The sequence below is a fragment of the Acinetobacter sp. YH01008 genome (assembly GCF_013420435.1).
Taxonomy (GTDB): Bacteria; Pseudomonadota; Gammaproteobacteria; order Pseudomonadales; family Moraxellaceae; genus Acinetobacter; species Acinetobacter pseudolwoffii.
On the sequence record NZ_VOYD01000009.1, the window covers coordinates 82,922 to 95,958 of the forward strand.

At 43.9% G+C, this 13,037-nt stretch carries 11 protein-coding genes; 2 read left to right on the forward strand and 9 right to left on the reverse strand.

All coding sequences use genetic code 11. The features are described from left to right. Positions 1–73: 73 nt before the first annotated feature. The 8 genes from bamA to rimO all read right to left on the reverse strand — a co-directional run bounded on the left by bamA (position 74) and on the right by rimO (position 9,522). Entirely contained in the window at positions 74–2,587 is a 2,514-nt protein-coding gene (gene bamA / locus FTT75_RS07455; RefSeq protein ID WP_180096572.1) for an outer membrane protein assembly factor BamA, read from the reverse strand. A 39-nt stretch (positions 2,588–2,626) separates the two neighbouring features. Continuing rightward, complete coding sequence (rseP, locus tag FTT75_RS07460) at positions 2,627–3,982, reverse strand: RIP metalloprotease RseP (protein ID WP_180186188.1); 1,356 nt, start codon at positions 3,980–3,982, stop codon at positions 2,627–2,629. Between the two features lie 3 nt (positions 3,983–3,985). Beyond that, the gene (ispC, locus tag FTT75_RS07465) at positions 3,986–5,182 is read right to left on the reverse strand and encodes a 1-deoxy-D-xylulose-5-phosphate reductoisomerase (RefSeq protein ID WP_005171243.1); all 1,197 of its coding nucleotides are present in this window, start codon (positions 5,180–5,182) and stop codon (positions 3,986–3,988) included. Further along, positions 5,183–6,007 (reverse strand): phosphatidate cytidylyltransferase, encoded by an 825-nt coding sequence (locus tag FTT75_RS07470; protein ID WP_074382864.1) that lies wholly within the window; start codon positions 6,005–6,007, stop codon positions 5,183–5,185. It lies immediately after the preceding gene. Positions 6,008–6,010: 3 nt separating this feature from the next. After that, positions 6,011–6,763 carry a polyprenyl diphosphate synthase gene (gene uppS, locus FTT75_RS07475; RefSeq protein WP_005096706.1) on the reverse strand — a complete coding sequence of 251 codons (753 nt, stop codon included), beginning with the start codon at positions 6,761–6,763 and terminating at the stop codon, positions 6,011–6,013. A 7-nt stretch (positions 6,764–6,770) separates the two neighbouring features. Then, positions 6,771–7,325 carry a ribosome recycling factor gene (frr, locus tag FTT75_RS07480; protein ID WP_005096705.1) on the reverse strand — a complete coding sequence of 185 codons (555 nt, stop codon included), beginning with the start codon at positions 7,323–7,325 and terminating at the stop codon, positions 6,771–6,773. A gap of 78 nt (positions 7,326–7,403) precedes the next feature. Beyond that, positions 7,404–8,132 (reverse strand): UMP kinase, encoded by a 729-nt coding sequence (gene pyrH / locus FTT75_RS07485; protein WP_004279886.1) that lies wholly within the window; start codon positions 8,130–8,132, stop codon positions 7,404–7,406. A gap of 46 nt (positions 8,133–8,178) precedes the next feature. Beyond that, entirely contained in the window at positions 8,179–9,522 is a 1,344-nt protein-coding gene (gene rimO / locus FTT75_RS07490; RefSeq protein WP_005096703.1) for a 30S ribosomal protein S12 methylthiotransferase RimO, read from the reverse strand. 341 nt (positions 9,523–9,863) lie between these two features. Between rimO and glnL the strand changes: the two genes are divergently transcribed. Both glnL and glnG read left to right on the forward strand, forming a co-directional pair. Further along, entirely contained in the window at positions 9,864–10,973 is a 1,110-nt protein-coding gene (gene glnL / locus FTT75_RS07495) for a nitrogen regulation protein NR(II) (RefSeq protein ID WP_005096702.1), read from the forward strand. After that, the gene (gene glnG, locus FTT75_RS07500) at positions 10,960–12,435 is read left to right on the forward strand and encodes a nitrogen regulation protein NR(I) (RefSeq protein ID WP_074382865.1); all 1,476 of its coding nucleotides are present in this window, start codon (positions 10,960–10,962) and stop codon (positions 12,433–12,435) included. The genes glnL and glnG overlap by 14 nt, the downstream gene beginning before the upstream one ends. 50 nt (positions 12,436–12,485) lie before the next feature. Here the strand turns inward: glnG and FTT75_RS07505 are convergent, their stop codons facing one another. Beyond that, positions 12,486–12,812 carry a hypothetical protein gene (locus FTT75_RS07505; RefSeq protein WP_074383169.1) on the reverse strand — a complete coding sequence of 109 codons (327 nt, stop codon included), beginning with the start codon at positions 12,810–12,812 and terminating at the stop codon, positions 12,486–12,488. Positions 12,813–13,037 lie beyond the last annotated feature (225 nt).

Genomic DNA, 13,037 nt, shown 5'->3' on the forward strand with positions numbered 1-13,037 from the left:
CATTCAAAAAAATTTGCTCATAAAGCCTCGCAACTTCATGAGCAAAATCTATATTCAGGATTAGCTAATAATCTTAGAAAGTACGGCCGATTTCGAACTGGATATTTTTAGTTTCATCACCGTCTTTCTTATTCAACGGATAAGCATAGCTCAGTGACAATGGGCCAATCATGGTAATCCAGGTGAAACCGGCACCAACGCTATAACGCATATTGCCTGCATCGAAACCGAAGTTATCTTTACAGTATTGGCGAGCATTATAAGTAGTACCACCTACAATAAGATTACTGTCTGGAGCAGGCACATCACAGTTGGTATCAAAAACCTGCGCACCTTCTGCAAAGATAACCGGACGAACCTGACGCGCCCAATCGCCTTTAAATGGCACTGGCAGTACTAGCTCAGTACCAAACTGAACCAATGCATTACCACCTACTTCTTCAGGTGAAGGATCCGGCTCACCTCTTTCACTAAAATATACACCATCATATTTTGGACCTAAGGTACTATTTTCATAGCCACGCACCGAACCAAAACCACCGGCATAAAAATTCTTATAGAATGGCAGGTCATTACCATAGCCCAACTTACCATAACCGCGCAGAACAAAGTCTTTACCTAACGGGAAGAAGGCCTGAGCATCATAAGTCACTTTTTGATATTCCACTTCACTACCCGGTAATGCAACTTCTGCATTAATACGATGTGACATACCATTAGTCGGGAACATCGGACGGTTTAAGGTGTTATACGACCAGCCTAAATTTAAGTTATATGTTAAGAATTTACCTTCAAATTCACTTTCATAACTATTGGTGACTACACTACCCTCTGGACATGTCCATGCAGGGTCATTACCCGGATTAGCAATTGAACATGTTTGGAATGTATTGGTATCAATACTCTTCCCTCCATTCGCTTCTAGATAATCACGAACATACGTAGATACAAACTGACCTGTTGTCACTTTAGTTTGATCGATATTTAAACCAGCACTAACACTCTGGTTTTCATCAATTGGATAACCAAAGTTAATTCCACCACCAAAACTGTCCGTCACATAGTTGTTGACGTTATAATCATCGTCTAGCTTGGTCTTGCGGTAGTACATGTTATAACCGCGACGTACACCATCAATGGTGAAGTACGGGTCCATCACACTCAGGTTATAGTAATCTTGGGTTTCAGAACGTGACAGGTCAATCGATACGCTATTACCGGTTCCCAGGAAGTTGGTTTGACTTAAACCTGCCTGGAAGGTCACACCACCACTTTGCGAGAAACCGACAGCCAGAGTACTGGTACCCGAATGCTGCTCTTCAACGGCAACATTTAGATCCACCTGATCGGGTGCACCCGGAATACGTGCAGGTTTGATATCGACTGTTTTAAAGAAACCGGTACGTTCCAGACGGACTTTGGACAGATCAATCTTTTCATTACTGGCAAGCGCACCTTCCATCTGGCGCATTTCACGACGTAATACTTCATCGCCAGTTTTGGTGTTACCGGTAAAATTGATACGTCGTACTGTAACTTGCTGACCTGGATTGATATAGTAATTTAAATCAACCTGTTTGGTTTCATTATTAATTTGAGGAACAATATTCACTTCTGCATAATAATAACCAGCATTACCATATTTACGCTGTAATAGCTGCTTAACCACATTTACTTTTTCTTGCGAATAAGTTTCACCTTCTTTAAACAGCTGTAAGGCTTGCAATTCTTCAGTTTGATAAAGTGCATCACCTAAATATTTGGTTTGACCAAATTTAAATTGTTCGCCTTCATCTACAGACACTTCAATAAAGACATTCTTTTTATCTTCACTCAAGTTCAAACTGGAATTGGTAATATTAAAGTTAATATAACCCTGGTTCAGATACATAGCACGCAATGCTTCAAGGCTTGCAGCCATTTTTTCACGTGCATAACGGTCATTACGTGAAATCACCGAGTTCCAGCTACTTTCTTTAACAGCAAATACCTGTTTAATATCTGATTCTTTGAAAACAGTATTGCCAATGATATTGATATCAAAAACTTTTGCGGCTTTACCTTCAATAAAATCAATCTGCAATTCAACCCGGTTATTCGGTCTTGCTGTCGTCGTGACTGTAACATCTGCATCATAGCGACCTTGCTGCATGTATTGCTGCTCAAGCTCGGTTTCGACTGTCTGTAAAGCAGATTTTTTCAGCACTTCACCTTCAGCCAGACCCATTTTTTTCAGGCCATCTTCAAGTGCTTCCTTTGGAATCAGCTTATTGCCTTTCAGTTCGATTTTCGAAATGACTGGGCGCTCTACCACCTGAAAAACTAGAGTATTGCCTTGCTGAACAGCTTTGATGTCATCAAATAAGCCTGATGCATATAAACTGCGAATTGCATTGGCAATGACCGGATCATTGACCCGATCACCACTGTTAATTGGCACGAGGCCATATACATTCTCAGGAGTTAAACGCACTAATCCATCAAATTTTATATCTTGTACAATGAATTCATCTGCTGCATATACTTGTTGTGCTACTGCCATTGCACTAACGAGTGCCAGAGGCATAAATAAATGTGTGTGCTGCATGCCAGTCTTTTCCGCTGTTAATTTATTCCATCTACGTTGTTATAAACGCATAAAATCATTAAATAATGCCAGAAGCATCATACTGCCGAGCAGTACCATACCAATTTTCAGTCCAACCAATTGTATTTGTTCGGAAACAGGTTTACCACGAATTAATTCAACAAAATAGTAAACCAGATGTCCGCCATCAAGCATTGGAATCGGCAGTAGATTTAATATTCCTAAACTTACACTCATTAGCGCCATAAAGGAAATAAAAGTTTCCCAACCCATTTCCGCGCTTTGTCCTGCGACTTTGGCAATGGTGATCGGTCCAGATAAGTTATCCAGTCCAATCATGCCACGTACCATTTTGACAATCGAGTTCAGAATCATCGAAGATAAGTGCGCAGTTTTATCAAATGCCATCACCAGTGCTTCAGCTGGATTGTAGTGAATGGTCTGCTTATATTCTGCGGGAATCGAGATTTTACCCGGATCACTTTGTACACCGAGCATACCCGTGACATTACCCATATTGTCACGCTTGCCCTGTGGCATCACTTCAAGTTGCACCACCTGGTTTTCGCGCAATACATCCATCTTCAATAACTTTTCTGGTGATGCCTGTACGATTTGTACCACATCAAACCAGTCTTTCATCTGGACACCATCAATGGTCAGAATTTTGTCACCTTGCTTCAGGCCTTGGCGAATTGCTGCACCATCTTCAGTCAGCTTGCTAATCACAGCCGGAATTTCCGGTCGATAAGGCAAGAAGCCCAGACTGTCTAACGGAGATTGACTCTGGTCTTTTAAATAGTCCCGAATCGGTAACTGGAACAGCTTGTTTTCCCCGGCACGTTCTGCCTGAATAGACACTACGCCGGTTTCACCCACACGATCCACCAGCGCATAACTCAGTTTTTCCCAGGTTTCGACTGGAGTCCCGTCCACAGCAACAATTTTGTCACCCGGCTGCATTTGTACTGTTGCAGCCGGCGTATCTGGTAAAACTTTACCAACGCGGGTATTCAGCTGCTCTTGTGCCGGTAAAAACAGCACCCAGAATAACAGCACCGCAAGAATGAGGTTGATCAATGGTCCCGCTGCCACAATGGCAATCCGTTTCCAGGGATGCTGACGGTTAAATGCTTTGGGCAAGTCTTCTTCAGCAACATTGCCTTCACGTTCATCCAGCATTTTCACATAACCGCCTAAAGGTAAGGCGGATAGCTGATATTGAATGCCAGATTTTTTTGAGGTCCACTTTAACAGCGTTGGTCCAAAACCAATCGAATACACCAACACTTTAACGCCCAGTTTACGCGCCACAATATAGTGACCAAACTCATGAATCGCAATTAAGGGACCGAGTAACAGGATTGCGGCTGCAATAATAAACAAGGCGTTCATGTCTTAACTTCCTTTATTCACAACATACTGCTGTGATAAACCTCGTGCCATTTGATCTGCCTGCAAGATAGCCTCCAGATCATTTGCCGGCTGATTATCCATCTGATTCAGGACATGCTCAACCACTTGAGGGATTTGGGTAAACCTAATTTGCTGATGTAAAAATGCGTCAACTGCAATTTCATTGGCCGCATTTAAAATCGTGGGTGCAATCCCGCCGCTCTGCATCGCCTGACGCGCCAACTTTAATGCAGGAAACCGAATCACATCCGGTTCCTGAAAGTTAAGCTGCGAGTGCATAAACAGATCTAAGGGTGGTACATGCGTACTGATTCGCTCAGGCCATGCCAATGCATGTGCAATAGGTGTGCCCATATCCGGATTACCCATTTGTGCCAAAGTTGAACCATCTACATATTGAACCATGGAGTGAATAATACTCTGTGGATGCACCACGACTGTAACAAATTGTTCTTGAACTGCAAACAAATGACAGGCTTCGATCAATTCCAGACCTTTATTCATTAAAGTCGCTGAATCGACCGAAATTTTTTGGCCCATTGACCAGTTGGGATGCTTGCAGGCCTGTGCAGGCGTCACATCTTCAAGCTGTTGTAGACTATGATTGAGAAACGGCCCACCAGATGCAGTTAACAAAATTTGCGAGACACCCAGCTTGGGCTTGCCATGACGCTCTGCCTCAAAATAGTGCTGTGGTAAACACTGGAAAATCGCATTGTGTTCGGAATCCACCGGAAGCAACAATGCACCATGATCGCGTGCAGCCTGCATCATGATGTCACCGGACATCACCAAAGCTTCTTTATTGGCCAACAGTACGCGCTTGCCTGCTTTTACTGCAGCCAGTGTCGGCAACAATCCGGCAGCACCGACAATGGCAGCCATGACAATATCGACATCCGCATGTTCAGCCACAGCAATTAAACCGGCTTCATCTTGCAGAATTTCAATATCAGCCAGACCATGTTGCTGAAGGAGTTTTGAAAACTCCTCCACTTTTGCCGCAGGCACCACCGCCACTTTAGGGCGATATTGCTGGCAAATCTTGACCAGCTCATCAATACGACTTTGCGCGGTTACAGCAAAAACCGAGTACGCTTCAGGATGTCGCTGCAAGATTTTTAAAGTACTTTGACCAATAGAACCTGTAGCACCCAGTATACAAACCGCTTGTGACATTTATAAATCTACACCAATAAGTTTTAGAACAGCAATACCTGCCGCAAAGATTGGAGCTGCAGCAAGCAAAGAATCAATACGATCCAGCACCCCACCATGACCCGGTAAAATACGGCCCGAGTCTTTAATACCGGCACGTCGTTTGATCATGGATTCAAACAGATCTCCCAGTACTGAACTGAAGACCGTGATCACCGATAAGGTCAGGAATAAAATAAGTTCTGGCCAGGTCATCTCCAGATAAAGCAAAGCAACTGCAATCACAATCAGCATTGAGGTGACCACACCACCATACAGCCCTTCTACAGATTTGTTTGGGCTGACATTTGGTGCAAGTTTTTTCCTACCGAATTTACGGCCGACAAAATACGCACCGCTGTCTGCGCCCCATACCAGTAAAAACAGGTACATCAACCACCACGGTGAACTTTGCCAAACCGAGAAAATTGCGGTGACAGCAGCAGAAATCAGCACTACACCAATGCCATTTAGACTTGTATTGTACCAGCCGTCATACTCAGGATAAGACTTGACCCAGTAAATACTGAGTAACCAGGTAATAATAGAAGCCACCCATAACAACAAAGCGACTTCAGCAAAATACAATGCCAATGCTGATAGAGCCGCGGTCAGCACCCCATATCCCCATGCAACGGGCTTGATGACCTGCTTAAATTTTCGCGGCATGAGTTTAAACCACTCATAACCGGCAACCCCAGCAGCAAGAACCATCAATACAAACATTGGATAATGTGATTCAGTAGCAAACATACAGCTCAGTACAACTGCTACCAACACCAATGCGGTTATAATCCGCTCAAACATGTATTAATTCTCAAGTTTTTCCTGATGAACCTGTTCTGATGTTTTACCGAAACGACGTTCACGCCCACCAAATACGGCAAGTGCATCATCAAGTTCTTCAACGGTAAATTCTGGCCACAGCGTCTCAGTGAAATAAAGCTCTGCATAGGCTGCCTGCCATAACAGAAAATTCGACAGACGGAAATCTCCGCCAGTACGAATCAGCAGATCAACTGCTGGTAAGTCACCGAGGCTGACATATTGACCAAATACATCAGTATCAATTGCATCAAGATCTAATTTATTTGTTAAAACATCACTGGCAATTTGCTTTGCAGCTTGTGCCATATCCCACATACCGCCATAACTGATTGCAATAGTGAGTGTCATACTATTGAAATTAGCAGTCCTTTGTTCGGCTTGCAACATGAGTCCCTGCAATTCAGCGGACAAACGGCTGCGATCACCGATAAAACGTAAGGCAATATTGAATTTTTCCATGCGGGGGAGTTGCTCATGAATCGTGTCAAGCAGGAGTTTCATGAGCAATTCGACTTCAAACTGTGGACGATTCCAGTTTTCACTGGAAAAGGCAAAAACAGTTAAAGCCTGGATATTTCTTTTTCTACAGTGTTCTACAATCGGATCCAGAACCGTTTTTCCTTCACGGTGTCCATCACCTTTCTGCATCTGATTTTTTTTGGCGAAACGATTGTTGCCATCCATAATGATGGCAACATGTTTCGGAAGACAGGGGTTTTCTTCAGCAGCGGTCATCGATGAATTAGACCTTCATCAATTCAGCTTCTTTCGCAGCCAAGCGTTTGTCAACTTCAGCAACAAATTTGTCGGTAATTTTCTGGATTTCATCAGCAGCACGACGTTCTTCATCTTCAGAAATTTCTTTTTCTTTCAATAAAGCTTTGATATCACCCAATACATCACGGCGAATGTTACGAATTGCCACTTTCGCATTTTCTGCTTCAGTACGGGCAACTTTCTGCATGTCACGACGTGTTTCTTCAGTGAGTGCTGCCATAGGTACACGGATCGCATCTGCTGAAATCGGGTTAAGACCCAAGTCAGATTCACGAATCGCTTTATCAATTGCAGCCACCATTGAACGTTCAAATGGTTGAACCAACAGGGTGCGTGAATCTTCAACACCAACGTTTGCCACCTGGTTCAATGGAACGTCTGAACCATAGTAAGAAACCATCACATTATTTAAAATAGATGGATGCGCGCGACCGGTACGAACTTTTGCAAAACCATGCTCTAGAGATTCTAGAGTTTTGTTCATACGGTCTTCGCTGTCTTTTTTAAGATCGTTAATCATATGATCTTCCTTACTTAATTCTAAAAAAGTTAATTGCTAAATTAGCGCGTAGTATAAAGTGCTTTGGTGCTCACGTCATTAATTGGTAACGTGAGTCCCTTCTTTTTCGCCCATCACCACTGAAAGTAATGCGCCAGATTTATTCATATCGAATACTTGTAGTGGCACATTGTGGTCACGACATAAACAGATCGCAGTTAAGTCCATGACACCCAGTTTTTCATCCAGCACCTGATCAAAGGTTAAAGTGTCATATTTAACCGCATCGTCATATTTGCTTGGATCTTTGTTATATACACCATCGACTTTAGTGGCTTTCAAAATCAAATCTGATTCGATTTCAATACCACGCAAACATGCTGCGGTATCTGTGGTAAAGAATGGATTACCTGTACCTGCCACGAATACACACACTTCACCCTGAGTCAGGTGACGGATCGCATCACGGCTCGAGTAAGACTCAACCACTGCACCAATTGGCAGTGCAGACATCAAACGGGTTTTAATATTACGGCGCACCAAAGCGTCGCGTAGTGCCAGACCGTTCATCACGGTTGCCAGCATACCCATCTGATCACCAGTGACCCGGCCAACCAGACCGTCTTTTTGCAGCTGGCTACCGCGGTACAGGTTACCACCACCGACCACGATACCTACTTGTACGCCTAAACCCACAAGGTGCGCAATAGAAAGCGACATCTGGTCGAGCACTTGTGCATCGATTCCCATGTCTTTATTGCCTGCCAGCGCTTCACCAGAAAGCTTTAACAGAATGCGACCAAAGCGTGGCTTTTTAGAATCCAACATCATCAAACTCCAAAGTATTCAATTTAAATTTTTTTAATTCAAAATTTTAAGCAGATTTGACTGAAATGAGTTTTGCATACAGATCATATTCGTCTGCATCGGTAATCTCGACTTCAAGCAAATCCCCTGCCTTAATGACGCTTTTATCAATATCTTCCACAAAAACATTGCCATCAATTTCAGGTGCATCTGCATAAGAACGCGCAACTGCCACCGGGAATTCTTCTTCCAGATCATCTACCAGCACGGTCATGGTCTGACCAATACGTTTTTGGAGTTTGGCTGCCGAGATTTCTTGCTGAACCTGCATGAAACGCTCATAACGCTCTTGTTTAATTTCTTCAGGAACGTGGTCTGGCAAATCGTTTGCTGTCGCACCTTCAACTGGTGAATAGGTAAAGCAACCTACACGATCCAATTGAGCTTGTTTCAGCCAATCGAGCAGCATCTGGAAGTCTTCTTCGGTTTCACCCGGGAAGCCCACCACAAATGTTGAACGGATAACCAGATCAGGACATTTTTCACGCCAGATATTCAATCGCTCCAGTGTGTTTTCACTGTGCGCAGGACGTTTCATCAGCTTGAGAATTTTTGGACTCGCATGCTGAAATGGAATATCCAGATAAGGCAGGATTTTGCCTTGAGCCATCAGGTCAATCACGGCATCGACATGCGGATATGGATAAACATAGTGCAAACGCACCCAGATTCCCAACTGACCGAGTGCTTCACACATGTCATAGAATTTGGTTTTCACCGGCTGGCCGTTCCAGAAATCCAGCTTGTATTTGGTGTCCAGACCGTAAGCAGAAGTATCCTGGGAGATAACGAGTACTTCTTTAACACCGGCACGTTTCAGCGCTGCGGCTTCTTCAAGCACAGAACCAACTGGACGGGAGACCAAATCACCACGCATGCTTGGAATAATACAGAAAGTACAACGATGGTTGCAGCCTTCCGATATTTTCAAATAGGCATAATGTTTAGGTGTTAGGCGGATACCTTGCTCTGGAACTAAATCAATAAATGGATTGTGTTTTGGCGGTTCAGGCACGTATTGATGAACCGCATCCATAACATCTTTATATGCCGCTGCACCTGTCACTTTCAGGACATTCGGATGCATCTGGCGAATCTTGTCTTCGTCTTTACCTAGACAGCCTGTTACGATGACGCGACCATTCGCGCTCATCGCCTCACCAATCGCGTCTAGCGATTCTTGCACTGCGGATTCAATGAAACCACAGGTATTTACTACAACTAAATCAGCACCGTCATAATCCGAAGCGACGTCATAACCTTCAGTCTTTAACTGGGTTAAAATACGTTCAGAATCTACCAATGCCTTAGGACAACCTAAAGATACAAAACCGACTTTGGGGGACTTCATGAATTTTCGCTCTACTAGAATGCGCGTATTGTATGTCTTTTCGCATCATAAAAATAGTTGAAAACCTGACTCTTTGCATCATGCACTAAAATAACGCCATAAAATATACAACATATTTGCGCGCGCACCAAAATAGAACATTTTAGATTTACAGCCTCAATTTAATCCGCTATACCTAAGATGAATTGTGTCGCTGTGGCACATTTCTGCATTTCATCGCAATAAATAAGCTTTAGTCATAAAAGTTGGCGTGCATCTTGCATCAAATCAGAACTTAAAATTGATTAAATTGCTTTATGAAGATGCCATTGCGCCATTTTAATACAGGAAAAAAACCGCGAATGGATCAGCTTATTCCGATCGACTATCGTGTTTTAGTGGACAATATGACCACGTGTATCTTATTGGTAGACCGCGATCTTAATATTTATTATCTCAACTCTGCCTGCGAAGCCTTATTTGATGTGAGCTTATTTCGCGCCAGTGGAAGTCCGGCACTGGGTCTTCTGCAACATCCGACCGATGAGTTTAATACTGAAGAAGCGCTGAACAATACTTTAACTACAGGCCAACCTTATACACGCCGAGAAGCCACACTGATTGTCAACTTTAAGGACATTCATGTCGATTACACCGTTTCTCAGCTAAATCTGGGTAAGCCCTATCACCCACTGTTGTTAATCGAGCTCAATCCTCGTGACCGCATGCTTAAAATTTCGCGTGAAGAAAACCTGATTCAGCAACATCAAGTGGCTCGCCAGCTGATTCGTGGTGTCGCGCACGAAATCAAGAATCCACTCGGCGGAATTCGGGGGGCAACACAACTTCTGGCTCGCAGTCTGAATGATCCACAATACAAAGAATTTACCGATATTATTATTAGTGAAGTCGATCGACTCCGAAATCTGGCCGACACCATGCTCGGTTCACGCCAACTGCCAAGCTATGAGCTGGTGAATGTACATGAGCCACTTGAGCGGGTGCGCTCACTCATCGCCAATCAAAGCAAAAAGAAAATCAAGATTATTCGGGATTATGACCTGTCCTTACCTGAAGTTCTGGCAGACCGTGATCAACTGATTCAGGTGATCTTGAATATTTGTGCCAATGCAGTACAGGCCATGACCGAGAACAAAGAGTTTTTTGTCGATCACCAGCCTGAACTGGTTTTAAGAACCCGGATTCAGCGCCTATTTACCATTAACGGGGCAATTCATCGCTCTGTGGTACGCATTGATATTGAAGACAATGGCCCTGGGGTCCCCGAAGACATTATCGAATCTGTGTTTTATCCACTGGTCACCAGTCGCGCCAAAGGTACCGGACTGGGTCTCAGTATTGCTCAAAATATTATTCATCAGCATAACGGCATGATTGAATGTCAGTCCGTGGCTGGAAAAACCGTGTTTAGCTTATATTTACCTTGGGAGTCGAATCATGTCGCGAAATAAAATATGGGTGATTGATGACGATCGTGCCATGCGCTGGGTACTGGAAAAAACCTTTAAAGAAGAAGGCTTGGACGTGACCAGCTTTGAAGAAGCACAATCCGCACTAGATCAACTCAGTGTTGATGCACCAGATGTGATTCTGACCGATATCCGTATGCCGGGGATTGATGGACTCACCTTCTTGGGTAAGGTCAAACACAATTATCCTGACCTGCCTGTGATTATTATGACGGCGCATTCAGACCTAGAGTCTGCTGTATCAAGTTATCAAACTGGTGCTTTTGAATATCTGCCAAAGCCTTTTGATATTGATGAAGCGCTGGCACTGGTCAATCGTGCGATTTTGCATATTACCAAGCTGCAACAACAAGAATCAGCAAAAGTTGCCCCGCCGATTCAATCGACTGAAATTATCGGTGAATCTCCCGCCATGCAGGAAGTGTTTCGCGCCATCGGCCGTTTAGCGCAATCGCATATTACTGTACTCATTAATGGTGAGTCCGGTACAGGGAAAGAATTGGTGGCACATGCCTTGCACCGCCATTCACCGCGTAGTGCAAAGCCCTTTATTGCCCTGAATATGGCAGCCATTCCCAAAGACCTGATCGAAACCGAACTTTTTGGTCACGAAAAAGGTGCATTTACCGGTGCCAATACCCAGCGTCAAGGTCGTTTTGAACAGGCCAACGGCGGCACGCTGTTTCTGGATGAAATTGGCGACATGCCTTTTGAAACCCAAACCCGTTTATTGCGTGTTTTGGCCGATGGCGAGTTCTACCGTGTTGGCGGTCATATTCCAGTTAAGGTCGATGTGCGTATCGTGGCAGCGACACATCAGGATCTGGAAAAACTGGTACATGACGGCCGTTTCCGTGAAGACTTGTATCACCGCCTGAATGTGATTCGGATTCACATTCCAAAACTGGCACATCGCAGTGAAGACATTCCGATGCTGGCGCAGCACTTCCTGGCACGTGCTGGTAAAGAACTCGGCGTTAATCCCAAAATTTTGCGTCCTGAAACCCAGGAATATATGCAAAAACTGCCGTGGCAAGGTAATGTGCGTCAACTTGAAAATACCTGTCGCTGGCTGACCGTGATGATCACAGGTCGTGAAGTCTATCCAGAAGACCTACCACCTGAGCTGAAACAAATCCCAATTCAAGATTTAGATTTAGGCTCACCAATTCCAAACTTAAACCAAGTGGGTCCACAGCACTGGGATGAATTGCTGGGTCAATGGGCGATGCAAAAGCTCAAAAATGGCGAAATGAAACTTCTGGATGCTGCCACTCCGATGTTCGAACGCACTCTGATCAATGCTGCATTACAACAGACCCGTGGCCGTAAACGTCATGCCGCAGAACTGCTCGGTTGGGGCCGCAACACCCTTACCCGCAAACTGAAAGAGCTCGGCATGGATACCACTGACGATGAAGTCGAAGAAGAAATTGAAAGCTGATGTTTGAACAATAAAAAAGCGCCAGAGGGCGCTTTTTTATTAACTCTAGTTTATGCAGTAAAACCCACATAACGAAAATATCCTTGCGCTCCCAGATCCGACTTATAAATCAGGTAATCTGGATAGGTCGCTTGGGTGATTTCATCCAGCATATTCACCTGATCATCATTGGCATGCAGATCATCTACCGAACGCGGCATGCTGTGCTCGAATTCATCAGTCATATATTCAAAGCCAATATCCATGGCAATAAACAAAGTATGCTCACATGGTTGTACATATTGTTCTTCATTCCAGTCTATAACGTTTTGCTGGCAATGCGGGCAGGCAATATTATCGATGGCCTGGATATCGAGTTGGATCAGTTGGTAAGGCATATCAAGATCAATCTGTTTACTATACCCATATTTTAACAAATTTCTGCTATGGGCTTCGCTAAATAAAACACCAAGCAATAAAAAAGGAATCCTGAGATCACTGCTGTCCCATAGTTTGCTTTAAATAAAAAAAACCTGAGTCCTAACAGTTAAAATATGAGTGCAAACAAACACTTTAACGACCAGGATTCAGGTTTTGTCACATCAGAATACCGTATTTCATGA

Bases quoted from the DNA above. Each gene is read 5' to 3' on its own strand.
- bamA (WP_180096572.1), bottom strand. From the start codon at position 2,587: ATGCAGCACACACATTTATTTATGCCTCTGGCACTCGTTAGTGCAATG.
- rseP (WP_180186188.1), bottom strand. From the start codon at position 3,982: ATGAACGCCTTGTTTATTATTGCAGCCGCAATCCTGTTACTCGGTCCC.
- ispC (WP_005171243.1), bottom strand. From the start codon at position 5,182: ATGTCACAAGCGGTTTGTATACTGGGTGCTACAGGTTCTATTGGTCAA.
- FTT75_RS07470 (WP_074382864.1), bottom strand. From the start codon at position 6,007: ATGTTTGAGCGGATTATAACCGCATTGGTGTTGGTAGCAGTTGTACTG.
- uppS (WP_005096706.1), bottom strand. From the start codon at position 6,763: ATGACCGCTGCTGAAGAAAACCCCTGTCTTCCGAAACATGTTGCCATC.
- frr (WP_005096705.1), bottom strand. From the start codon at position 7,325: ATGATTAACGATCTTAAAAAAGACAGCGAAGACCGTATGAACAAAACT.
- pyrH (WP_004279886.1), bottom strand. From the start codon at position 8,132: ATGTTGGATTCTAAAAAGCCACGCTTTGGTCGCATTCTGTTAAAGCTT.
- rimO (WP_005096703.1), bottom strand. From the start codon at position 9,522: ATGAAGTCCCCCAAAGTCGGTTTTGTATCTTTAGGTTGTCCTAAGGCA.
- glnL (WP_005096702.1), top strand. From the start codon at position 9,864: ATGGATCAGCTTATTCCGATCGACTATCGTGTTTTAGTGGACAATATG.
- glnG (WP_074382865.1), top strand. From the start codon at position 10,960: ATGTCGCGAAATAAAATATGGGTGATTGATGACGATCGTGCCATGCGC.
- FTT75_RS07505 (WP_074383169.1), bottom strand. From the start codon at position 12,812: ATGCCTTACCAACTGATCCAACTCGATATCCAGGCCATCGATAATATT.